The organism is Sulfuricella denitrificans skB26 (genome assembly GCF_000297055.2).
GTDB lineage: Bacteria > Pseudomonadota > Gammaproteobacteria > Burkholderiales > Sulfuricellaceae > Sulfuricella > Sulfuricella denitrificans.
The window spans coordinates 1,117,575-1,140,212 of the sequence record NC_022357.1; the positions used below are offsets into that span (position 1 = coordinate 1,117,575).

General features: G+C 56.4%; 18 protein-coding genes, 1 tRNA gene and 1 pseudogene. 17 read left to right on the forward strand and 3 right to left on the reverse strand.

Annotation, left to right across the window (positions count from 1 at the left end):
- Positions 1 to 81: 81 nt before the first annotated feature.
- The 9 genes from pheS (at position 82) to rpoS (ending at position 7,589) form a co-directional block, all read left to right on the forward strand.
- Positions 82 to 1,101 carry a phenylalanine--tRNA ligase subunit alpha gene (gene pheS, locus SCD_RS05510; RefSeq protein ID WP_009206103.1) on the forward strand — a complete coding sequence of 340 codons (1,020 nt, stop codon included), beginning with the start codon at positions 82 to 84 and terminating at the stop codon, positions 1,099 to 1,101.
- Positions 1,102 to 3,459 carry a phenylalanine--tRNA ligase subunit beta gene (gene pheT / locus SCD_RS05515; RefSeq protein ID WP_009206102.1) on the forward strand — a complete coding sequence of 786 codons (2,358 nt, stop codon included), beginning with the start codon at positions 1,102 to 1,104 and terminating at the stop codon, positions 3,457 to 3,459.
- 9 nt (positions 3,460 to 3,468) lie between these two features.
- Positions 3,469 to 3,795 carry an integration host factor subunit alpha gene (locus SCD_RS05520; RefSeq protein WP_009206101.1) on the forward strand — a complete coding sequence of 109 codons (327 nt, stop codon included), beginning with the start codon at positions 3,469 to 3,471 and terminating at the stop codon, positions 3,793 to 3,795.
- Positions 3,770 to 4,153, forward strand: a complete 384-nt coding sequence (locus SCD_RS05525) for a MerR family transcriptional regulator (protein WP_009206100.1) — start codon at positions 3,770 to 3,772, stop codon at positions 4,151 to 4,153. Before SCD_RS05520 ends, SCD_RS05525 begins: the two co-directional genes overlap by 26 nt.
- Positions 4,154 to 4,199: 46 nt before the next feature.
- Positions 4,200 to 4,276 (forward strand) — tRNA-Pro (locus tag SCD_RS05530).
- A gap of 73 nt (positions 4,277 to 4,349) precedes the next feature.
- Entirely contained in the window at positions 4,350 to 5,087 is a 738-nt protein-coding gene (gene surE, locus SCD_RS05535) for a 5'/3'-nucleotidase SurE (protein WP_009206099.1), read from the forward strand.
- A complete protein-coding gene (locus SCD_RS05540; RefSeq protein WP_009206098.1) occupies positions 5,084 to 5,740 on the forward strand; it encodes a protein-L-isoaspartate(D-aspartate) O-methyltransferase in 657 nt (218 codons plus the stop codon). Before surE ends, SCD_RS05540 begins: the two co-directional genes overlap by 4 nt.
- A complete protein-coding gene (locus SCD_RS05545) occupies positions 5,737 to 6,630 on the forward strand; it encodes a peptidoglycan DD-metalloendopeptidase family protein (protein WP_009206097.1) in 894 nt (297 codons plus the stop codon). The genes SCD_RS05540 and SCD_RS05545 overlap by 4 nt, the downstream gene beginning before the upstream one ends.
- Positions 6,630 to 7,589, forward strand: a complete 960-nt coding sequence (gene rpoS / locus SCD_RS05550; protein WP_009206096.1) for an RNA polymerase sigma factor RpoS — start codon at positions 6,630 to 6,632, stop codon at positions 7,587 to 7,589. The genes SCD_RS05545 and rpoS overlap by 1 nt, the downstream gene beginning before the upstream one ends.
- 166 nt (positions 7,590 to 7,755) lie before the next feature.
- On the opposite strand, the pseudogene cheB reads toward rpoS, so the two are convergent.
- Both cheB and SCD_RS05560 read right to left on the reverse strand, forming a co-directional pair.
- Positions 7,756 to 8,481, reverse strand: a pseudogene (gene cheB, locus SCD_RS05555) (chemotaxis-specific protein-glutamate methyltransferase CheB); the annotation flags it as partial.
- 49 nt (positions 8,482 to 8,530) lie between these two features.
- Positions 8,531 to 9,415 (reverse strand): CheR family methyltransferase, encoded by an 885-nt coding sequence (locus SCD_RS05560; RefSeq protein ID WP_009206094.1) that lies wholly within the window; start codon positions 9,413 to 9,415, stop codon positions 8,531 to 8,533.
- A 268-nt stretch (positions 9,416 to 9,683) separates the two neighbouring features.
- Between SCD_RS05560 and yrfG the strand changes: the two genes are divergently transcribed.
- The 3 genes from yrfG (at position 9,684) to SCD_RS16975 (ending at position 16,627) form a co-directional block, all read left to right on the forward strand.
- Positions 9,684 to 10,337: a GMP/IMP nucleotidase gene (gene yrfG / locus SCD_RS05565; protein ID WP_009206093.1), complete on the forward strand. Its 654-nt coding sequence runs from the start codon at positions 9,684 to 9,686 to the stop codon at positions 10,335 to 10,337.
- A 232-nt stretch (positions 10,338 to 10,569) separates the two neighbouring features.
- The gene (locus SCD_RS05570) at positions 10,570 to 13,341 is read left to right on the forward strand and encodes an EAL domain-containing protein (RefSeq protein WP_009206092.1); all 2,772 of its coding nucleotides are present in this window, start codon (positions 10,570 to 10,572) and stop codon (positions 13,339 to 13,341) included.
- 121 nt (positions 13,342 to 13,462) lie between these two features.
- Positions 13,463 to 16,627 carry an EAL domain-containing protein gene (locus tag SCD_RS16975; protein ID WP_021035801.1) on the forward strand — a complete coding sequence of 1,055 codons (3,165 nt, stop codon included), beginning with the start codon at positions 13,463 to 13,465 and terminating at the stop codon, positions 16,625 to 16,627.
- 57 nt (positions 16,628 to 16,684) lie between these two features.
- Here SCD_RS16975 and SCD_RS05580 read toward each other — a convergent pair whose 3' ends face one another.
- Positions 16,685 to 17,056: an Mth938-like domain-containing protein gene (locus SCD_RS05580; RefSeq protein WP_009206090.1), complete on the reverse strand. Its 372-nt coding sequence runs from the start codon at positions 17,054 to 17,056 to the stop codon at positions 16,685 to 16,687.
- A 105-nt stretch (positions 17,057 to 17,161) separates the two neighbouring features.
- Here SCD_RS05580 and SCD_RS05585 point away from each other — a divergent pair, with 105 nt between their 5' ends.
- The 5 genes from SCD_RS05585 (at position 17,162) to SCD_RS16980 (ending at position 22,629) form a co-directional block, all read left to right on the forward strand.
- Positions 17,162 to 18,388, forward strand: a complete 1,227-nt coding sequence (locus SCD_RS05585) for a pyridoxal phosphate-dependent aminotransferase (protein ID WP_009206089.1) — start codon at positions 17,162 to 17,164, stop codon at positions 18,386 to 18,388.
- A gap of 28 nt (positions 18,389 to 18,416) precedes the next feature.
- A complete protein-coding gene (locus SCD_RS05590; RefSeq protein WP_009206088.1) occupies positions 18,417 to 19,733 on the forward strand; it encodes a homoserine dehydrogenase in 1,317 nt (438 codons plus the stop codon).
- Between the two features lie 26 nt (positions 19,734 to 19,759).
- On the forward strand, positions 19,760 to 21,163 hold the full coding sequence (gene thrC / locus SCD_RS05595) for a threonine synthase (RefSeq protein WP_009206087.1): 1,404 nt from the start codon (positions 19,760 to 19,762) through the stop codon (positions 21,161 to 21,163).
- A 24-nt stretch (positions 21,164 to 21,187) separates the two neighbouring features.
- Positions 21,188 to 22,093 (forward strand): AEC family transporter, encoded by a 906-nt coding sequence (locus tag SCD_RS05600; protein ID WP_009206086.1) that lies wholly within the window; start codon positions 21,188 to 21,190, stop codon positions 22,091 to 22,093.
- A 182-nt stretch (positions 22,094 to 22,275) separates the two neighbouring features.
- Complete coding sequence (locus tag SCD_RS16980) at positions 22,276 to 22,629, forward strand: ABC transporter substrate-binding protein (RefSeq protein ID WP_269763886.1); 354 nt, start codon at positions 22,276 to 22,278, stop codon at positions 22,627 to 22,629.
- The last annotated feature ends 9 nt before the right edge of the window (positions 22,630 to 22,638 follow it).

Genomic DNA, 22,638 nt, shown 5'->3' on the forward strand with positions numbered 1-22,638 from the left:
GTCAAGAAAAAGGAGGCTGAGAAGCCTCCTTTTTTTGTTTGGGTTTAAGGGCAAAAAATCGTTAGCTCCAATATAAATTGAATGTTAAACCTTGATGATATCCTGAAAGAAGCGCAGGCCGCCTTCGCCGGAATAGATAATCCGGCCGAACTGGAGCAGGCCAAGGCGCGCTATCTGGGCAAGAGTGGCGTGCTCACCGAGCAGCTCAAACAGCTCGGCAAAATGCCGCCGGAAGAGCGCCGTGAAGCAGGCGCCCGTATCAACCAGGCGAAGGACTTGCTGGAGCAGGCCCTGAAAGATCGGCGTGAAGCGATACAGGAGCGGCTATTGCAGGCGCAACTGGCGCAGGAGGCGCTCGATGTGACGCTGCCAGGCCGCGGTTTAGGGGTGGGTGGCCTGCATCCGGTCACTCGCACGCTGCAGCGCATCGAAGGTTTGTTCCGTTCGATCGGATTCAGCGTCGCAGAAGGGCCGGAAATCGAGAGCGATTTCTACAACTTCACTGCGCTGAATATTCCCGAAAATCATCCCGCCCGTGCCATGCATGACACCTTTTACGTGGATGAGCAGCATGTGCTGCGCACTCATACCTCGCCGGTGCAGGTGCACTATATGCAGAATCACCAACCGCCGCTGAAGATCATTGCGCCGGGCCGGGTTTACCGCTGCGATTCTGATGTTACGCATACCCCCATGTTCCATCAGGTTGAGGGGCTATGGGTGGACGAGCAGGTGAGCTTCGCTGAACTCAAGGGTGTGCTGGCCGATTTCATGCAGCGCTTCTTCGAGCGGGATGACCTCAAGGTGCGTTTTCGGCCCTCATTCTTTCCCTTTACCGAACCTTCGGCGGAAATGGACATCGGCTGCGTGATGTGCGGCGGCGCGGGTTGCCGGGTGTGCAGCCATACCGGCTGGCTCGAAGTGCTGGGCTGCGGCATGGTGCACCCCAACGTGCTAGGCCACGTCAATGTGGACAGCGAGAAATACCTCGGGTTCGCCTTTGGTCTGGGTGTGGAGCGTCTGGCGATGCTGCGTTACGGCGTGAACGATCTGAGGTTGTTCTTCGAAAGCGATCTGAGATTTCTAAGGCAGTTCAACTGAATGAAATTTTCCGAAAATTGGCTGCGTGCCTACGTCAATCCCGAACTCGACAGTGACCGACTCGCCCATGCCCTGACTATGGCGGGGCTGGAGGTGGAAGCGCTGGAAACGGTTGCGCCTCCCTTCGACAAAGTGGTGGTGGGAGAAGTTTTGTCGCTGGAGAAACATCCCGATGCCGACCGGCTGAATGTCTGCCGGGTCGATGTCGGTGCCGGCGAGCCATTGCAGATCGTGTGCGGTGCGGCCAATGTTCATGCCGGAGCGAAGGTGCCGTGCGCCCTGGTCGGCGCGCAACTGCCGAAGATGGCGATCAAGCAGGCTAAAGTGCGCGGTGTAGAATCCTCCGGCATGCTGTGTTCCGAGTCAGAGCTGGGACTGGCTGAAGAAAGCAGCGGCCTGTTGCTGCTGCCGGCCGACGCGACGGTCGGGCAGTCGATCCGTGATTATCTTGGCCTCGACGACAAGTTGTACACCCTCAAGCTCACTCCCAACCGTAGCGATTGCCTGAGTGTGACTGGTGTGGCGCGCGAAGTAGCGGCGGTGACGGGCGCAGCATTGAATTTACCGAATGCGGTGGTGGTGCCTGCCTCAATTTCTGACCGGATCGCTGTGGTGGTGGATGAGCCTGTGGCATGTCCAAGTTACTGCGGTCGGGTGCTGAAAGGCTTGGATGCTGCAGCAACGACGCCGGAATGGATGGCGCGCCGGCTGAAAAGAAGCGGACTGCGTCCGATCAGTGCGGTTGTGGATGTGACCAATTACGTTTTACTGGAACTGGGTCAACCCCTGCATGCGTTTGACCTGGCTAAAATTCAGGGTGGCATCAGTGTGCGTTTCGCCCGTCCCGGAGAGCAACTGGAACTGCTTAACCAGCAGACGGCGGCACTGGATTCCGACATGCTGGTCATCGGCGATACTCACCAAGCTCTGGCACTGGCAGGCGTGATGGGCGGTCAAGCCAGCGCGGTGTCCGATGCGACCGTCGATATTTTTCTGGAAAGCGCGTTCTTCAGCCCTGATACAATCGCCGGCAAGGCGCGCCGGCTGACTCTTTCCACCGATTCTTCCTATCGTTTCGAGCGGGGTGTGGATTTCGCTGCAACGCGCGTTGCGCTGGAGCGGGCCACGCAGTTGTTGCTGGAAATCTGCGGTGGCGCGGCGGGCGAGATCACCGAAGTAATAGCCGAATTGCCGCAGCGTACGCCGATCCGGCTACGGGTGGCACGCGTCAGCCAGGTGCTGGGCATAGATTTAAGTGCGGTCCAAATAGTGGCGCTGCTCACTCGTCTGCAATTCAATTTTGCCGAAGACGGCGGCGCATTCCAGGTCACGCCGCCGAGCTATCGATTCGATCTGTCCATCGAGGCCGACCTGATCGAGGAAATGGCACGGCTCTATGGTTACGACAATATTCCCGCACTGCCGCCCCGAGGCAGCCTGAACATGCTGGCCCAGTCCGAGGCGGCGCGGGGGCGGGATTCGTTGCGGGCGCTGCTGACTGCGCGCGATTACCAGGAAGTGATCAATTACAGCTTTGTCGATGCGGCATGGGAGCGCGATATTGCCGGCAACGACAGTCCGCTGTCGCTAAAAAATCCGATTGCCAGCCAGATGGGCGTGATGCGCTCGACTCTGTTCGGCGGGTTGATCGATAATCTGTGCTTCAATCTCAACCGCAAGCAGGAGCGTGTGCGCCTGTTTGAAACCGGGTGCTGCTTCACCCAATCGGCGGATGGATTTATTCAGCCAGAAAAAATCGCCGGTCTGTGTTACGGCAATGCTAAGCCCGAGCAGTGGGGCGAGGCCGTGCGCGGAGTGGATTTTTATGACGCCAAGGCGGATGTGGAAGCCCTGTTCTGGCCGTCGGTTCCCCGCTTTGAGTCCGGCTCGCATCCGGCGTTGCATCCTGGCCAGTCGGCAAAGGTGTGGCTGGAGGGTGAGTTTATTGGCTGGGTTGGCACGCTGCATCCGAAGTGGCAGCAGAAATACGAGCTGCCGGCCGCGCCGGTCGTGTTCGAACTGAATATGGCCGTACTGCTGAGGGGCAGGGTTCCGTCGTTTGCTGAAATATCGAAGTTTCAGGTGGTGCGCCGTGATATTGCGGTGGTCGTGGACGAAGGAGTCAGCGTGCAGGACTTGCTTGACGGCATGAGTGAGCACTTGCCGGACGCCGTAACCGAGCTTAAGTTGTTTGATGTGTATCGTGGCAAAGGCATTGATTTAGGTAAAAAAAGTCTTGCATTCCGGGTGTTGATGCAAGATACTCGACAGACTCTGACCGATGAAGAAGTAGACGCGGTAACCGCGCAACTTGCTGAAGTTTTGGCTTCCCGCTATGGCGCGAAGTTACGTAATTGAGGAACAAACATGACATTAACAAAAGCCGAACTTGCAGACATGCTGTTCGAAAAAGTAGGGTTGAACAAACGGGAAGCCAAGGACATGGTTGAATCCTTCTTTGAAGAGATTCGCGTATCCCTGGAACAAGGGGAAGGCGTCAAGCTGTCCGGGTTCGGCAACTTCGAATTGCGCGACAAGCCTGAACGCCCAGGCCGCAATCCCAAAACCGGTGAAGAAATTCCTATCACCGCGCGGCGCGTGGTGACCTTTCATGCCAGCCAGAAGCTGAAAGGGTTGGTGGAAGATTCCTATCAATTAGAGGCCGCAAATGGCGGAACTCGCAAGCAAGCCTGATTTACCGCCGATTCCGGCAAAGCGTTACTTCACGATTGGTGAAGTGAGCGAGTTGTGCGGAGTCAAGCCCCACGTGCTGCGTTACTGGGAGCAGGAGTTTACCCAGCTCAAGCCGGTGAAACGACGCGGCAACCGGCGCTACTACCAGCACCACGAGGTGCTGCTGGTGCGCCGCATCCGCGACCTGCTGTACGAGCAGGGTTTCACCATCAGCGGTGCGCGCCATCGCCTGGAAGAAGCGGGTGAGCGCGAAGCACCGGCAGGGGTTGCAGACGCTATGCATGAAGCGGGCAATGGTATGGATATGGCGTTGCTAAGGCGGGAAATTAAAAGCGTGCTGGAACTGCTTCAAATCTAGTTCGAATGTAGCCGAGCCCGGAGGTTTCGGCTATAATGCCGTCTCTCGGGGCGTAGCGCAGCCTGGTAGCGTACATGCATGGGGTGCATGTGGTCGGAGGTTCAAATCCTCTCGCCCCGACCAACTTATAACTGAAGTGAAAGCCCGAAAGGGTGTTCCACTTAGAGACTTCACTGGCCAACCGTAAAAATCAACGATGCGGATTCTGTTGAGTAACGATGACGGTTATTTCGCTCCTGGCTTGGCCTGCCTTGCCGAAACACTTTCCTCCCTTGCCGATATCACTGTAGTCGCTCCTGAGCGAGATCGCAGCGGCGCCAGCAACTCGCTCACGCTTGATCGCCCACTCAGCTTACGCAAAGCCCACAGCGGCTTCTATTATGTTAACGGCACCCCAACCGACTGCGTCCACCTCGCTGTGACCGGCATGCTGGATCATCTGCCGGACATGGTGATTTCAGGCATCAATCACGGCGCCAACATGGGTGACGACACGATTTATTCCGGTACGGTGGCGGCGGCAACTGAAGGCTATTTGTTGGGTATCCCCTCAATCGCTGTATCCTTGGTGAGCAAGGGGGCTGGCAATTATGAAACTGCGGCGCGCGTGGTCGCCGAGATTATCAAGCGCCACCAGGACCACCCCTTCACCAGTCCGGTGCTGTTGAACGTCAATGTACCGGACGTTCCCTATGATCAGCTCCAGGGCCGGGAAGTCACGCGGCTGGGCAGGCGGCACAAGGCAGAGCCGGTGGTGAAGTCGGTTAACCCGCGTGGTGAAACGGTATACTGGGTGGGCGCGGCCGGCGCTGCGCAGGATGCCGGGGCTGGCACGGATTTCGGCGCGGTGGCGCGCGGCATGGTCTCTGTGACCCCGTTGCAGATTGACTTGACTCATTATGGGCAGATGGACGTGATTAAAGGGTGGTTATGAGTGCGAACCTCAGTGGCATCGGCATGACTTCCCAGCGTACCCGGGTGCGCATGGTGGAGCGCTTGCGCAGCCAGGGTATCAAGGACGAGGTGGTGCTCGATGCGATGGCTTCTGTGCCGCGCCATATTTTCGTGGACGAGGCACTGGCCACCCGCGCCTATGAAGACTGCTCGCTGCCGATTGGTTTCGGTCAGACGATTTCCAACCCCCAAACCGTTGCACGCATGTCTGAACTGCTACGCGGTGGCAGGTCACTGGGTAAAGTGCTGGAAATCGGCACGGGCTGTGGTTACCAGACTGCCGTGCTGGCCCGTCTGGCACAGGAAGTGTATTCCGTGGAACGGATCGCGCCGCTACTGATGAAGGCGCGTGGACATCTGCGCGAAATTCGTGCTGCCAACGTCAGGGTCAAGCATGCAGATGGCTCTCTCGGATTGGCGGAACTCGGGCCATTCGACGGGATCATCATGACTGCGGCTGCCACTCACGTGCCGGAGGCGCTGCTGTCACAATTGGCCGAGGGTGGTCGGATGGTGTTCCCGATTGGAACCGGCGAACAGCGCTTGTGTCTGATAGAGCATACTGCTGAAGAATATCGTCAGACAACGCTGGAGGCAGTGAAGTTCGTGCCGCTATTGCCGGGGTTGGTATGATTGCTGGTACCGTTCTGATCGCTGGTGTGTTTGCCCTGCTGATCAGCGGTTGCGCATCAACCAAGTCGAGTGCGCCTGTGCTCGAGCGTGCTTCCATGGCTCAGAAATCACCCACCAAAACCAGGAATGACGGGGACTTGCGCCCACAGACCTATACCGTTCAGAAGGGTGATACTCTGTATGGCATTGCGCTGGAGCATGGCTTCGACTACAAAGAAGTGGCTGAATGGAACGGCATAACTCCGCCCTACACCATACATATCGGCCAGTCTGTGAAGTTTAAAGATTCTCCGCAGACGGTAGTGGTCACTCCGTTGAAAACCGGAGCGATGGCGGAAACCCGGCAAGCCGGCGAGGATGCGTTGCTGAAGACCCAACCCAAGGCGCTCAAGCTGGCTTACTCAGAACAGGCGGAAAAAGCTTCCACGGCCAGGACAGAATCCCAGGACAAGCCGGTACCGGCTGAATTGCCGGCAGAGAAAAAAGAGGGTAACCAGGCCGAGGATGATGAGCGGGTCGAGTGGAACTGGCCCACCACAGGCAAAGTAATCACGTCGTTCAATGAGGCATCCGGTTCTGGCAAGGGCCTGGACATCGGCGGGAAGAGTGGCCAGCCTGTTCTCGCCGCTGGACCGGGTAAAGTGGTTTATAGTGGCAGCGGACTGCGCGGCTATGGAAAACTGGTGATCATCAAGCACAACAAGACCTATTTGAGTGCCTACGCGCACAATCACAAGATCCTGGTCAAGGAAGGGCAGAGTGTGACCAAGGGTCAGAAAATTGCCGAAATGGGTGATTCTGATGCCGATCAGGTCAAGCTGCATTTCGAGATACGGCGGTTTGGCAAGCCGGTCGACCCGATGAAATATCTGCCCAGCGATAAATCCTGATGAGCGAAGATCCTTACAGCGACGACGATGAGTTCCTGAGCGATGACAAGTCCCCTCTGGAAGAGGAGAAGGTCGAGGCGCTACCGGAGCGGCTTGAAGTGCCTGAACTGTCTGATCTGCCTGGCGAGTCGCGGCATGACCCGACCCTGATTTACCTGAATGAAATCGGGCAGAATGCCTTGCTGACCGCTACAGAGGAGTACAGCCTGGCGTGCCGGGTAATCCAGGGTGATTTCGAGGCCCGCCAGAGGATGATTGAGTGCAATCTCCGGCTAGTGGTCAATGTCGCCAAACATTATGTCAATCGTGGTATGGCGCTGCTGGACCTGATCGAGGAAGGTAATCTGGGGCTCATCCATGCCCTGGAAAAATTCGATCCGGAACGGGGTTTCCGCTTTTCTACCTACGCCACCTGGTGGATACGGCAGAATATCGAACGCGCCATCATGAATCAGTCGCGCACTATCCGCATTCCGGTGCATGTGATCCGGGAGATGAATACTTGCTTGCAGGCGTTCCGTCACCTTGAGTCCCACAAAGGCAACGAACCCAGCGTGGAAGAGGTGGCGCACATGCTAGGCAAGCCGGTGGCCGATGTGCGCTATGTGCTGAACCTGAATGAGCGCATAGCCTCCCTGGATACGCCGCTGGATATTGACCCTGGACTCTCTTTGAGTGATGCGATTCCCGACGAGAATACCCTTTCGCCCGAATTGCAACTGCAGCATACAGAGCTCGAGGCGCTCGTGCGTCAGTGGCTGGAGGAACTGGGAGATAAACAGCGCCGCGTTATAGAGCGGCGTTTTGGCCTGAACGGACATGCCATTCACACCCTGGAGGAAGTGGCTGACACCTTGGGCATCACCCGCGAGCGGGTGCGCCAGATTCAGGTGGAAGCTTTGAAACTTTTGCGCCGCAGCCTAAAGCGCAAGGGGATATCACGAGACGACACCCTCTGAAAAACTGAGTTCATTGGAAAAATCGGTCTTCAAGGAATTTGCCGGTTATCGTAGATATACCGGTTTATTGCAGCTGGTATAGCGCTGTTATCCATTTTATGCGGCATGGATATTTCCTCTGCGCACAAAAACTTGACCCGCTCGATTTCGCTAGTCCCTATCAAGTCTAAACATGGGAGGTGCGCGTGCTCAGGCCTGACAAATGTGCCATAACGCGTGCAGCCATGTCCTGCAGTGGCACGACCGCATCGACGCCACCAATGAGGATCGCCTCTTTGGGCATGCCGAACACGATGCAGCTGGCTTCATCCTGGGCGAAGTTGAAGGCGCCTGCCTGCTTCATCTCCAACATCCCCCTGGCACCATCCTTGCCCATGCCGGTAAAGATCACGCCAATTGCATTCTTGCCTGCATGATTAGCAGCGGAGCGGAACAGGACGTCCACCGAGGGGCGATGCCGATTGACGGGCGGACCGTCGGATAGTTCGCAGATGTAATTGGCGCCGCTGCGCTTTACCAGCAAGTGGGAATGTCCCGGCGCGATATAGGCATGCCCTGGCAGGATGCGGTCGCCATGTTCGGCTTCCTTCACCAATATTTTGCATAGTGTATCGAGGCGCTGGGCGAACGATTTGGTGAAGTTTTCCGGCATGTGCTGAGTGATGACGATACCAGGGCAGTCCGGCGGCAATTTGATGAGGAATTCCTTGATCGCTTCGGTTCCACCCGTGGAAGCGCCAACGATAATCAATTTTTCTGTCGAGGTGATATGGTTGGACAGGGAGGGCAGTATGACATCGGCTGTCAGACTCTTCTGAACTATCATGCTTGGAATACGGCTAAGACGCGCCTTGGCAGCGAAACGAATTTTATCGGCAATCTCATCGCTGTAGCCCTGTCATAGAAATGGGGCAAGGGGGTTCCATGATAATCCGTAGGGTTCATGGCGTTTCCCTTCGGTTAGTCATGGGGGCAGCGAGGAGCTTGGCCTGGGGTGATAGTTCATAGACGGTCTTGCCCAGCGACTTGAACAAATCGGCGGCGTGATAAAAGCTTTCCGAGTGGCCGGCGAACATCAAGCCATCCTTGTGCAGCAACGGAACGAACTTCTTCAGCACATCGTATTGAGTTTTTTTGTCGAAATAGATCATGACATTGCGGCAGAATATCGCATCGAATGGTCCGCGCATCGGCCAGGATTCATCGAGCAGGTTGATTTTCCTGAAGGTAATCATATCGCGCAATTCCTTGCGCACCTGGGCTTGGCCTTCCTGTATGCCAGCACCCTTGAGGAAAAACTTTTTTACTGTTTCCGCCGGCATTTTTTCAAGCCGATCCAGCGGATAGATGCCTTTCTGGGCTTTTTGCAATACCGTGGTGTCCAAGTCCGTTGCCAGGATGTGCACTGGTGGCGTGAAGGTGCCGAAAAGATCCACCATGGTCATGGCCATGGAATAGGGTTCTTCACCGGTAGAGGCGGCAGAGCACCAGAGTGAGATCGGGTGGTGCCGACCCATTTTTTTAACATGCTCGGCCAAGAGCGGGAAATGATGCTGCTCGCGAAAAAAGGAGGTGAGATTGGTGGTGAGCGAGTTGGTGAAAGCTTCCATTTCCACATCGTCGCCACGCTCCAGGCGAATCAGATATTCATTAAAGGAAGGTATTCGTGTCGCGCGCAAACGCCGCGCCAGTCGGCTGTAGACCATGTCCTGCTTGACGGGTGACAGGGAAATCCCCGCCCGATCATAGATCAGCTTGCGGATGCGTTCGAAATCCTGTGCCGTGAAATGGAACTCGCGTGTGTCGTTAATTGGAGATTCTGCCATGGCTGATTTATTGAATGCTGAGTGAGGTAGGTTGACAATAATGAACGCCAATGGCTTCTTGCCGACAGGGTATTTTACGCAGTTTCCCTATATGCAAAAAATATATTTTGTGATTGTGACTTTATTGATTTCATGATTTCATAGCGTGCGGTCTGCTCCGCTATGGGGCCCGGCCCTGCGAATAGGAATTTCCACCGAACCCTACCGCGATTGATGGGGTTTTTATAGATAGTGCCGAGTGAAAATCAGTCCTGAGCCCTTAAATAAAATGCTTGATTGGAACGCCATACAGACCGTTTTCCTCGATATGGACGGTACCCTGCTCGACCTGCATTTCGACAACCATTTCTGGCTCGAGCACGTCCCGCTGCGGTACGCCGAAAAACACAGTCTGAGCCATCAGGCAGCGCAGGATGCATTGGCGCCGCGCTACCACAAGGTGGTGGGTACCATGGAATGGTACTGTGTGGATTACTGGACGCGCGAACTGGGGCTGGACATCGCCCAGCTCAAGGAGGAAGTAGAGCATCTCATCGCCGTGCATCCGCATGTCACCGATTTTCTTGCGGCGTTACGCGGCAGCCGTCGGCACATCGTGCTGGTAACCAACGCCCACCACAAGAGCCTGGCCTTGAAAATGCGAAAAACCCGTCTGGATGGTTTTTTCGACTCGGTCATCTGTGCCCACGACATCGGTGTGCCCAAAGAGCATCCCGGGTTCTGGGACAAGCTTCAGTCCGCTGAACGCTATGATCCTCTTGCCACGCTGCTGGTGGACGACAGCTTGCCGGTGCTGCGCTCGGCACGGAATTATGGCATCGCCCATCTGCTCGCGGTGCATCGGCCGGACACGCAACTGCCTGCCAAGGATGTGGCGGAATTCGATGCCATTCATGACTTTCTGGAAATTATTCCGCGATGAGTGCATGGGTTTTTGACCGCAGAGACGCTGAGCGTTTTTTGTTTCAGATAAGTTGTGGCCAAGGGCAGCGTTAAACGGGGTTGTGGATGGAAAACAGGTTAACCATCTGGCGCATGGTTTTCTCTGTGTCTCCGCGCCTCTGTGGTAGATTTATGAAATGTTTGGATCAGGGGGTGCTGGCGCAGTGCGAAAACCGGGACAATTAGTGGCGTTATGGGGAAGGGTCGGGCTATTGCCTCGTCTGATGCTCGCCATTGTGCTGGTGATACTGACTGCGGCCAGCACGCGTAGCTATCTCCTGATTGTCGACGAGAGTGCCTACTTTAGCGGCCACCTTCAGGCGGAAATGCGCGAGACCGGGAACTCCCTGGCGTTATTACTGGCCGAGCCGGAGGCGATCGGTGATTTTGCCAGGATCCGAAAATTGCTCGATTCCCAAATCGGGGAGCGCGAATATATCAGTCACATCGAGTGGAAGTCGCGCTCTGGTTCGCTACTTGCCCAACGGCCTGTGCCGGTGCGGCTTGAAGCGCCTGACTGGTTTCTGCGCATTGCCGCCATTTCCGATATGGAAACATCGTTCCCCATCGAGTCTGACGGAGTGAACTACGGCACGCTGACACTGCGTGCCGATTCTGCCCCGGTACTCAATATCGTGTGGGGCCATCTGGTTGTTCAGATCAAAATTGTTTGCGTAGTGATGCTGATTATTCTGCTGCTGACTTCGTGGGCGCTTCGCAGCAACCTGAAAACGCTGAGCCAGTTATCGGCTGCTGCCCTTCGTTTCGAGCGGGGTGATCGTGCCGTGCGGGTGGAGGCCAGAGGCGCCACGGAAATCCGGGCTGTCGCCTATGCCTTCAATAGTATGGTGGGGAAAGTGGAACAGCTGCTGCAGTCGTTGCTGCAAAGCGAGAACAATCTCAGTACCGAGAGATCGCGCGTCCAGGCCACTCTGGCCTCGATTAGCGAGGCGATGATCTCCACCGACATGTCGGGGCAGGTGGAGTATCTCAATCCACAGGCGGAGCAGATGACGGGCTGGAGCGTGGCAGAAGCACAGGGGCGGTCACTGCACGAGGTGTTCAAAGTCATCGGCGAAACTACCCGATTGCCGCTGAATCTCACCTGCCAGGCGATACTCTATGGCGAGGTGGTCAAGTCGGAAATCAATTCCCTGCTGGTGACGCGCGCCGGCCATGAATTCGCTATCGATTTTTCCTTCGCGCAGATTTGCCATCAGGATGGCAGCGTGATGGGTTGCGTGCTGACCTTTCGTGACGTTAGCGACAAACTCAAGCTGATCAAGCAAATTACCTGGCAGGCTGGGCACGACCCGCTGACCGGGTTGCCTAACCGTTCCCTGCTGTCCGACCGGCTGGATCAGGCGATTTCCAATTCGGAACGGCAGGACAAATTGCTGGTGTTGGCCCTTGTCGATCTGGACGGATTCAAGGAGGTCAACGATCTCTATGGACATGATCTGGGCGACCAGTTGTTGAAAGAGGTGGCGCAACGCTTCCTGCATGACGTGCGCGGAGGGGATACGGTGGCCCGGCTGGGTGGGGACGAGTTCGTGCTGCTGCTCAACGATGTTGAAGATATTGACGATATGGAGGTGGCGCTGGACCGGATTCTGATCGATGTTGCCAGGCCCTACTATATCGACGGTCGGGAGGTGCAGCTATCCGCCAGTATCGGTGTGACGGTGTACCCGCTCAACGATGCCGACCCAGAAAGCCTGTTGCGTCACGCCGATCAGGCCATGTATCAGGCCAAGCAGGCGGGCCGCAATCGCTATTCCATTTTCGATGTGTCGCTCGACCAGCAGACGCGTTCCCGTTTTCGCGAGAAGGAACGTGTTGCCCAGGCGCTTCGACAGGGAGAACTGCGGCTATATTATCAGCCCAAGGTGAACATGCGCACCGGCCAGGTTATCGGTTTCGAGGGGCTGCTGCGCTGGCAGCATCCGGAGCGCGGGTTGGTCGGGCCGCTGGATTTTCTGCCTCAGGTTGAACATACCGATCTGATCGTGGAAATCGGCTTATGGGTTTTGCAGGAAGCCTTGCGCCAGCTTGCGGTATGGGAGAAAGCGGGGATGCGCACCACGGTGAGCGTCAATATCGCGGCGCGCCATTTTCAGAACGCGGATTTGGTCGACCAGTTGCGCGACCTGTTTGAGTTATATCCCACGGTTTCGCCCGGTTCTCTGGAACTGGAAATTCTGGAAAGCGCCGCGCTCGAGGATATACAGTCGGTGCGGGCGATCATGGCAGCCTGCCAGAAGCAGGGTGTCAAATTCGCGCTGGACGATTTCGGTACCGGATATTCATCGTTGTCTTACCTGAAGCGCCTGCCCTCCAATACCCTGAAAATCGACCAGTCGTTCGTGCGCGACATGCTGGAAGACCCGGATGATCTGGCCCTTATCGAGGGCGTGGTGAGTCTGGCGAGTATTTTCAAGCTCGGCGTGATCGCCGAAGGGGTCGAAACAACGGAGCATGGCGTGATGCTGATGCGCCTGGGCTGCGATGAGGTGCAGGGCTATGGCATAGCCCGCCCCATGCCCGCAGTCGACGTGCCGGCATGGTGTACGCAGTTCAGACCCGATCCAGCCTGGCTGCGCTGGGCGGACATGCGCTGGGATCTGGCTGACTTCCCGCTGCTGGTGGCGCAGCAGGATCATTTGAAATGGGTCAAACAGGTGACGACAGCGGTTAGCAGTGCCGCGATGGTGCTGGCTGAGGCAGAGTTGACGGACCACCACCACTGCCGTTTCGGTTTATGGTTCGATAGTATAGGCAGTGAGCGCTACGGCCATCTGCCGGTTTTTGCCGAGTTGGAGCCGATTCACGCCCATGTGCATGAGGTCGGTTCGGAAATCATTCGATTGCGCGACGCTGGCGATATCCAGGCGGCAGAAGCACTATGTCCGCAGCTGCTGATACTGAAGGATCAGGTGCTGGATAAACTGGCGGATCTGCAGAATGCCATGGTGATTTATTAGAGGTCAGAGAATAACCGCTATAGGGACTGAAAATGCTGTTAGAATATTTGAAATGAATAGCTTGCTCGGATAATAATTAAACCCGGGAGTGAACGTGGTGAGTAATCCAGGGAAATTCCTAGTGTTATGGAACAAGATCGGGCTGCTGCCCCGCTTGCTGTTCTTTGTGGTACTGGTGATTTTTTCTTCGGGTGGCCTGCTCAGCTATCTACAGATGGCGGATGAAAGCGCCTATGTGCGCGAACACCATCTGACTGAGCTGCGAGATACCCAGCGTTTCCTTGATCAGTTGTTGCCGAAGTACGTGGTTAACAATAATGTCGCCGCTATTCAGCAAGTGTTTGGCGCTCAGATCGGAGAGCCTAGTAATATTGGTCGTATTGAGTGGCAGTCAGGCTCCGGCTTGCAGGTCATTCAGGACGGCGGCAAAGTGCCGCTTTCCGCGCCCGAGTGGTTTGTTCGTTTCGCTCCTATTCCCCCTGAGGAGCTGATTTCATCCATCAATGTCGGTGAAGCGAATTTCGGTACGCTGAAGCTGCGCATCGATCCAGTGCCGTCGATCAATCGGCTGTGGCAGCATTTGTCAACGCAGCTCAAGATTATTGCACTGGCGAATTTTGCCGTCATCCTGCTCCTTGTTTTATTGCTGCGCGGCAACCTGAAAACGTTGCGCCAGTTGTCGATTTCCGCTATCCGTTTCAAGCGGGGCGACTACAGTGCGCGGGTCGAGGCTGGAGGCGACCCAGAAATCAACGGGGCGGCTCAGGCCTTCAACCGAATGGCGGAGGAGGTGGAGCATTTGCTGCAGTCGCTGGATCAGAGCGAGAACAGGTTTCGGGCAATTTTCGATCAAACATTCCAGTTCGCTGGCCTGCTAGACAGGGAAGGCATATTGCTGGAAGCCAATCAGGGCGTCCTGGATGCTGCCGGGATCCGCGCCAGCGAGGTGGTTGGCCGCCCGCTCTGGGATACGCCATGGTGGGACCCTGCGGAAGCGCCGCGTCTGCGCGAGGCGGTTGAGCGCGCCGCCCACGGTGAATTCGTTCGCTACGAAACCTATTTCCTGGGGTCGGATGGGATGCCTCGCGCCGTGGATTTTTCCCTGAAGCCATTTCGTGAGAAAAACAAGGAGATTACCTGGCTGATTGCGGAAGGCCGCGATATCACTTCTCTCAAGCAGGCGGAAGCGGAGCTTCGCGCCGAAAAGGTGCGAGCACAGGTGACTTTGTCCTCGATAGGCGATGCGGTCATTACCACCGATGCGATGGGGCGTGTGGAATACCTCAACCCGGTGGCGGAACAGTTGACTGGTTGGGCATCCTGGGAAGCACATGGTCTCGAATTGCAGAAGGTCTTCAACGTGGTCGGTGAAACTCCACGACTTCCATTGGCAACTCACGCGGCGCGCATGCTGGTTCCGGGTACGGTGATCGAACTGGAGAGCAACGGTTTACTGCGTACTCGTGGCGGGCGTGAGGTTTCTATCGAGGAGTCCGTTGCGCCGATCCGCGATGGCAATGGCGATGTGCTAGGTTGTGTGCTGGTGTTTCATGACGTCAGCGAAAAGCGCCGACTGATGCAGCAAATCACCTGGCAGGCGGGGCACGATGCCTTGACCAAGCTGCCCAATCGCTCCTTGCTGGCTGACCGTCTCGAACTGGCGATTTCCAGCGCTAAACGCATGGACAAGCTGCTGATGGTCGGTTTCATCGACCTGGATAAATTCAAGGAAATTAACGATCTCTACGGACACGAACTGGGTGACCTGCTGCTGATCGAGGTGGCGCACCGCCTGACGCTCAGCGTGCGCGGTGGTGATACGGTATCTCGTCTGGGGGGCGACGAGTTCGTGCTGTTGCTTACCAATGTTGCCGATCTGGAGGAGGCGGAAGCGGCGCTACAGCGGATTTTGCTGGATATTGCGCGGCCCTATCAAGTCAACGGTTTGATTATGCAGTTGACCGCCAGCATTGGCGCGACTATCTATCCGCTCAACGATACCGATTCCGGCAACCTGCTGCGCCATGCCGACCAAGCGTTGTATCAGGCCAAGCAAACCGGGCGCAACCGTTTTTGCCTGTTCGATATTTCACTCGACAAAGAGGTTCGCTTCCTTTACCAGGAGCAGGAGCGGATTGCTCAGGCGCTGGCGCAGGGTGAAATGGAGCTTTACTACCAGCCCAAGGTGAACATGCGCACCGGCGAGGTGTTTGGCTTCGAAGCGTTGCTGCGCTGGAATCATCCGGAACGCGGCCTGGTGATGCCGATGGAATACCTGCCGCTGATCGAGCAGACCGATCTGATCAAGGATATCGGGATGTGGGTGATGCGGGATGTGCTGCGCCAGTTGGCGGTGTGGCGAGCAGAGGGACTGAACACCCTGGTGAGTATCAACCTTGGGGCGTGCCATTTCAGAAGCATGGAATTTGTCGATCAACTGCGGGATGTGCTTGCGGAATATCCCTCGGTTCCGCCCAGCTCACTGGAACTGGAGATTCTGGAATGCGCTGCGCTCGACGATATCCAGACGGTGCGTTCCATCATGCTGGGCTGTCAGGAACTGGGCGTAAGCTTCGCGTTGGACGACTTCGGCGCGGGCTATTCGTCGCTGGCTTATCTCAAGCGTCTGCCCGCCAATATGCTGAAAATTGACCGGTCATTCATCCACAACATGCTGGAAGATTCGGGCGATCTCACCATCATCGAAGGGGTGGTAAGCATGGCGAGCATTTTCAATCTGGATGTGATTGCGGAGGGCGTCGAAACCATGGAGCAGGGCGTGATGCTGATGCGCCTGGGTTGTGGCAAGGCGCAGGGCTATGGCATTGCTCACCCCATGCCGGCTTCGAAGGTGCCGTACTGGATTGAGCAGTTCAAGCCTGATCCGGGTTGGCTGCGCTGGGCAAATACGCGTTGGGATCTGGCCGATTTTCCGTTGCTGATGGCGCAATCCGATCATGTGCAATGGGTCAAGCGGGTGATGATGGCGATCGAAGGCGCCACCTTGATGCTGAGCGAGGGGGAACTGAAAAGTCACCATCATTGCCGATTCGGCCACTGGTATTACGGCCATGGCAAGGAACGCTATGGCCATCTGACCGGCTACTATGACCTTGAGCCGATCCATACCATGGTGCATGAAGTCGGTGCGGAACTCATTCGTTTGCGTGGTGCTGGTGAGGTTGAGGCTGTCGCTGAGTTATGTCCCAAGTTGATGAAATTGAATGGCGAGGTGCTGGATAAGCTGGCCGACCTGCAGAAGGCCGTGATCAGGACATTGCGATAATTCAGGGCAAGATAGAGTGTCTGGCGCTTGGCGCCAGGTTTTTTCTAGCCTCTTCCTCTAACCCAGCAACAGCGCCGCTGCCACCTTTCTGCCCTCGGACGCGAGGATGTTGTAGGTGCGGCAGGCAGCTGGGGTGTCCATCACCTCCACGCCGATATACGCCCGGATCAGTGCGTCCGTCAGGCGGGGGTGAGGAAAGCGCAGGGTGCTGCCGGTGCCGAGCAGTACGATCTCCGGCATAAACTCCAGGATGGCTTCAAAATGGGCGGCTCCCAACGCTGCAAAGCTTTGCGGCGGCCATGTTTCGACGATCCGATCCGGCAGCACGATCAGGCTGGCTTGATAGTGTTGATGGTTGACCGCGACATAATCGATGTCGTAGCCAGTGAAAAGATTTAAGCCGGCATCGTCGGCCAGGTGGAATTTCAAGGTGGGCCTCCATTTGCGGGACAAGGGACGGTCGGGTAAGATTATACCTTTTTAGCGCATTCTGTGGGGCGACCCGGTCGCCAGCGCAAAAAGGGGCTCGAAGCCATGCAACCCGTACTCAAATCCAGCAAGCTCGCCAACGTCTGCTACGACATCCGTGGACCGGTGATGGCGCGTGCCCGGCAGATGGAGGAGGACGGGCATCGCATTATCAAACTCAACATCGGCAATACGGCACCGTTCGGTTTTGAAGTGCCGGAGGAAATCCTGCAGGATGTGATCCATAATCTGCCCAATGCCTCCGGGTATTGCGAATCCAAAGGGCTGTTCGCCGCGCGCAAGGCGATCATGCACTACACCCAGGAAAAGAAAATCGCCGATGTGACGATGGAGGATATCTACATCGGCAACGGCGTGTCCGAGCTGATCGTGATGGCGATGCAGGGTTTGCTGAACACTGGAGATGAAGTACTGGTGCCGATGCCTGACTATCCGCTGTGGACAGCGGCGGTAACACTGGCCGGCGGCACGCCCCACCATTACATCTGCGACGAGCAGTCTGGCTGGCTGCCAGATCTGAACGATATTCGCGGCAAAATCGGGCCAAATACCCGTGCGATTGTTCTGATCAACCCGAATAATCCGACCGGTGCGCTTTATCCGGTTGAACTGCTGCGAGAGGTCGTGGAGATCGCGCGACAACACCAGCTGATCATCTACTCCGACGAGATCTACGACAAGGTCTTGTATGACGGTGCGACCCATACCTCGATTGCGTCTCTGGCAGACGACGTGCTGTTCATTACCTTCAACGGACTTTCCAAGAATTACCGTGCAGCCGGTTATCGTGCGGGATGGCTGGTGGTGTCGGGCGAAAAAAAGCATGCCAGAGATTACATTGAAGGCTTAACCATGCTCGCCTCGATGCGATTGTGTTCCAACGTGCCGGCGCAGTACGGAATACAGACTGCACTTGGCGGCTACCAGAGCATCAATGATCTGGTCGCGCCCGGGGGGCGTCTGACCAAGCAACGCGACCTGGCCTATCAGTTGCTCACCGATATTCCCGGTGTAACCTGCGTCAAGCCGCAGGGCGCCATGTATTTGTTCCCCCGGCTTGATGCCAAGATGTACCCGATTGCCGATGACCAGGAATTCATCCTTGAGTTGCTGCTTGAGGAAAAGGTGTTGCTGGTGCAGGGCAGCGGTTTCAACTGGCCAAACCCCGATCATTTCCGGGTGGTGTTCCTGCCCAACGTAGACGACCTCACCGAGGCCATAGGTCGTATTGCACACTTTCTTGAGCACTATCGCAAGCGGCATGGTTCCTAACTAAATTATTGTTAACTGAAAACTCATTATGAAACCCATCAACGTAGGTTTGTTAGGCCTGGGTACCGTCGGCGGCGGCACCCTCACAGTATTGCGGCGCAATGCCGGAGAAATTACCCGCCGTGCCGGGCGCGAAATCAAGGTGACCATGGCGGCGGTACGCGATCTGGAAAAGGCGCGGAAACTTGCCGGCCCCGAGCTGGAAATTACCACTGACCCGATGGCGGTAGTGAATAACACGGACATCGATATCGTCGTCGAGTTGATCGGCGGTACGTCGTTGGCCAAGGACCTGGTCCTGAAGGCGATCGCCAACGGCAAGCACGTGGTCACGGCGAACAAGGCGCTGTTGGCGATGCATGGCAACGAAATTTTCCAGGCGGCACAGGCCAAGGGCGTGATGGTAGCCTTCGAGGCGGCCGTGGCAGGCGGCATCCCGATCATCAAGGCGTTGCGCGAGGGCCTCACCGCCAACCGCATCGAATGGATCGCCGGCATCATCAACGGTACTACCAACTTCATCCTGACCGAAATGCGCGACAAGGGCCTGGCCTTCGATGCCGTGCTTCAACAGGCGCAGGAACTCGGCTATGCAGAGGCCGATCCGACCTTCGATATCGAAGGCGTCGACGCGGCGCACAAGCTCACCATTATGGCGGCGATTGGTTTCGGTATTCCGATGCAGTTCGACAAAGCTTACACCGAGGGCATCAGCAAGCTCACCAAAGAAGATATCGCTTATGCCGAACAACTGGGCTACCGCATTAAGCTGCTCGGCATCACCAAACGTACCGAACAGGGCATTGAACTGCGTGTTCATCCGACGCTGATCCCGGCCAAGCGCCTGATCGCCAATGTGGAAGGCGTGATGAATGCGGTGCTGGTCAAAGGCGATGCCGTTGGCGCGACCATGTATTACGGCCGCGGCGCCGGTGCTGAGCCGACTGCGAGTTCCGTGGTGGCGGACCTGGTCGATGTGACCCGGATGCTGACCTCCGATCCGGAAAACCGCGTGCCGCACCTGGCCTTCCAGCCGGACGCCTTGTCCGATGTGCCGGTGCTGGCAATCGACGAAGTCCGTACTTCCTACTACTTGCGCCTGCGTGTTTTCGACAAGCCCGGCGTGCTGGCTGATGTAACGCGGATTCTGGCCGATCTGGGGATCTCGATTGATGCCATGATCCAGAAAGAGCCTGCCGAAGGCGAAGAGCAGGCTGACGTGATCTTGTTGACCCATATCACGGTAGAAAAATTCATCAACCAGGCGATCGCCAAAATTGAGGCGTTGTCTTCGATTTCCGGCAAGGTGACGCGGATACGTCTGGAAGAACTAAGCTCGAATTAATCAACAGCAATTTGACGGTTATAAATATGAAATACTTGAGCACCCGCGGCGGCATGCAGCCTAAAACCTTCACCGAAATCCTGCTCGGAGGCCTCGCTACCGATGGTGGCCTGACCATCTCAGAAGCTTACCCCCGATTCAGCAAGGAAGAACTCGCCGCGATGCGTGACATGAGCTACCGCGAGCTGGCATTCGAGGTAATACGCCGCTTCGCAGACGATATTCCCGCCGCCGACCTCAGGGCCATCGTCGACAAGACCTATACCGCAGAGATTTTCCGCAGCGACGAGATTACGCCGGTGAAAACGCTGGAGCCGGGGTTGCACCTGCTCGGGCTGTCTTACGGCCCGACGCTGGCTTTCAAGGATGTGGCGATGCAGTTGCTCGGCAACTTGTTCGAGTACGTGCTTGCCAAGGAAAATTCCGAGATCAACATCCTCGGTGCGACTTCGGGCGATACCGGCAGCGCGGCGGAATATGCCATGCGCGGCAAGCGTGGCATCAAGGTTTTCATGCTTTCACCGCAGGGAAAGATGAGTCCGTTCCAGACTGCCCAGATGTTCTCTCTGCAGGACCCGAACATTTTCAACATCGCCGTGAAGGGCGTGTTCGATGATTGCCAGGACATCGTCAAGGCGGTCTCCAATGACCTCGACTTCAAGGCCAAACACAAGATCGGCGCAGTCAACTCGATCAACTGGGCGCGCGTCACGGCCCAGGTGGTGTACTACTTCAAGGCCTATTTCGCGGTGACCCAAAGCAACGACGAGGAAGTGTCTTTCTCCGTGCCGTCGGGCAATTTCGGCAACGTCTGCGCCGGCCACATCGCCCGTCAGATGGGCCTGCCGATCAAGAAACTGATCGTTGCAACCAACGAGAACGACGTGCTCGACGAGTTCTTCCGCACTGGCGTTTATCGTCCTCGTCCGCAAACCGAGCATACCAGCAGCCCGTCGATGGATATCTCCAAGGCGTCCAACTTCGAGCGCTTTGTTTACGATCTGGTCGGACGCGATCCGGCAGTGGTGAACGAGCTATGGAAGGAAGTGGACGCGGGTGGCAGCTTCGATCTTTCGAAAACGCCGTATTTCGCCAGAGTCAGGGAATTCGGCTTCGAATCCGGCTCCAGCAGCCATGCAAACCGGCTGGAAACCATACGCCACATGCACCAGAAATACGGCGTGATGATCGACACCCACACTGCCGACGGCGTGAAGGTTGGCCTGGAGCACCGTGAAGCCAACGTGCCCATGGTCTGCCTGGAAACTGCATTGCCCGCCAAATTCGAGGAAACCATCCGCGAAGCGCTGGGTTGCGAGCCTGAGCGCCCGGCCGATATGGTGGGGATAGAGAACCTGCCGCAGCGCTTCGAAGTCATGGCGGCGGATGCCGAAGCAGTGAAGCGCTTCATCGTTCAGCACACCGGCTAACTCTTTTCTGCAAGATCGACTGGCATGAATAATCTTATCCTGCTGGTCGCCTGTTTCATTTTCGGTATGGCGCTGCGCAAGGGTGGGCGCATGCCTGACAACGCGCCTTCTGCGCTGAACAGCTTCATCATCCACATCTCCCTGCCGGCACTGGTTCTGCTCTACATTCATGATATCCATTTCACGCGCGAGCTAGCGTATGCGGCCGCCATGCCCTGGATATTATTTGCTATGGGCGCCGGGTTCTTCTGGATGGCAGGACGGGTGCTCAAATTGCCGCGCGCGACTGTCGGTGCCTTGATGCTCACCGGAGGGTTAGGTAACACTTCGTTTATTGGTTTGCCCATGATCGAAACCTTTTACGGGCACGAGGGCATTGCAACCGGGATCATTGCTGACCAGTTGGGCTCCTTCCTGGCACTGTCCACAGTCGGGATCATTGTTGCCGGCCTGTATTCCTCCGGTGCCCCGGACGCCCGAACCATCGCACGCAAAATCATGTTGTTTCCGCCTTTCATCGCATTGGTGGTTGCTGTACTGCTGATCCCGGTGGATTATCCATTATGGTTTTCAGCTGTTCTGAAGCGTCTGGGCGACACCCTGGCGCCGCTCGCACTGGTGTCGGTGGGCTTACAGTTGCAGCTAGGGCACTTGGCGGGCAATGGCCGCAACTTGGCGCTGGGCTTGGTGTTCAAATTATTTCTCGCACCGCTGCTGCTGTGTTTTTTGTTGGTGGGCGCGCTCGGGGGGCACGGGCTGGTAACGCAAGTAACGCTGTTCGAAGCCGCCATGGGGCCCATGATTACCGGCGCTATTGTGGCGATCGAACATGATCTCGATCCTCCTCTCGTCACTCTGATGGTGGCTGTGGGGATAGCCCTGTCCTTTTTTACGCTGACCGCTTGGTGGTGGGTATTGCGGGCCGTGTAAAACGCTGCATCTGCCGCAGATCCTTGCTTACGTGTGGGCTGCGCTATATCCGAGCAAAAATCATATACTCGAATCTTAATAGATCAGATATAAATTATGTATACTCCATGGAGCGCGTCCCAAGTAAGTATCTGGAAAGAATTGTTTCAATTAACCGTATGATTATTATTGGAGAATACCATATGAAAAAGACTTTAATTGCAACGCTGCTGCTGGGTATGTTTGCTGTTCCTTCGTTTGCCGCTGATGCCATCAAGATTGCAATTACCGGCCCATTTAGTGGCGGTTCGGCTCCGATGGGCATATCCATGAGGGACGGCGCCAAACTCGCGATTTCCGAGATCAACGCGGCGGGCGGTATCAGTGTCGGCAGCAAGAAGATGAAAATCGAGATAATCGAACGGGACGATGAAGGCAAGAACGAGCGTGGCGCTCTGATCGGGCAGGAACTGGCCTCGATGGGCGATTTGTCCGGCGTGATCGGCACCGTGAATACGGGGGGTCGTGCTCGCGGGCGACAAGCATTTGCAGGATAAAGGAATCAC

Coding starts and splice junctions, on each gene's coding strand:
- SCD_RS05545 (WP_009206097.1), top strand. CDS start 5,737: ATGATTGCTGGTACCGTTCTGATCGCTGGTGTGTTTGCCCTGCTGATC.
- SCD_RS05520 (WP_009206101.1), top strand. CDS start 3,469: ATGACATTAACAAAAGCCGAACTTGCAGACATGCTGTTCGAAAAAGTA.
- SCD_RS05540 (WP_009206098.1), top strand. CDS start 5,084: ATGAGTGCGAACCTCAGTGGCATCGGCATGACTTCCCAGCGTACCCGG.
- SCD_RS05600 (WP_009206086.1), top strand. CDS start 21,188: ATGAATAATCTTATCCTGCTGGTCGCCTGTTTCATTTTCGGTATGGCG.
- SCD_RS05525 (WP_009206100.1), top strand. CDS start 3,770: ATGGCGGAACTCGCAAGCAAGCCTGATTTACCGCCGATTCCGGCAAAG.
- pheT (WP_009206102.1), top strand. CDS start 1,102: ATGAAATTTTCCGAAAATTGGCTGCGTGCCTACGTCAATCCCGAACTC.
- SCD_RS16980 (WP_269763886.1), top strand. CDS start 22,276: ATGAAAAAGACTTTAATTGCAACGCTGCTGCTGGGTATGTTTGCTGTT.
- rpoS (WP_009206096.1), top strand. CDS start 6,630: ATGAGCGAAGATCCTTACAGCGACGACGATGAGTTCCTGAGCGATGAC.
- pheS (WP_009206103.1), top strand. CDS start 82: ATGTTAAACCTTGATGATATCCTGAAAGAAGCGCAGGCCGCCTTCGCC.
- SCD_RS05590 (WP_009206088.1), top strand. CDS start 18,417: ATGAAACCCATCAACGTAGGTTTGTTAGGCCTGGGTACCGTCGGCGGC.
- surE (WP_009206099.1), top strand. CDS start 4,350: ATGCGGATTCTGTTGAGTAACGATGACGGTTATTTCGCTCCTGGCTTG.
- SCD_RS05560 (WP_009206094.1), bottom strand. CDS start 9,415: ATGGCAGAATCTCCAATTAACGACACACGCGAGTTCCATTTCACGGCA.
- thrC (WP_009206087.1), top strand. CDS start 19,760: ATGAAATACTTGAGCACCCGCGGCGGCATGCAGCCTAAAACCTTCACC.
- yrfG (WP_009206093.1), top strand. CDS start 9,684: ATGCTTGATTGGAACGCCATACAGACCGTTTTCCTCGATATGGACGGT.
- SCD_RS05585 (WP_009206089.1), top strand. CDS start 17,162: ATGCAACCCGTACTCAAATCCAGCAAGCTCGCCAACGTCTGCTACGAC.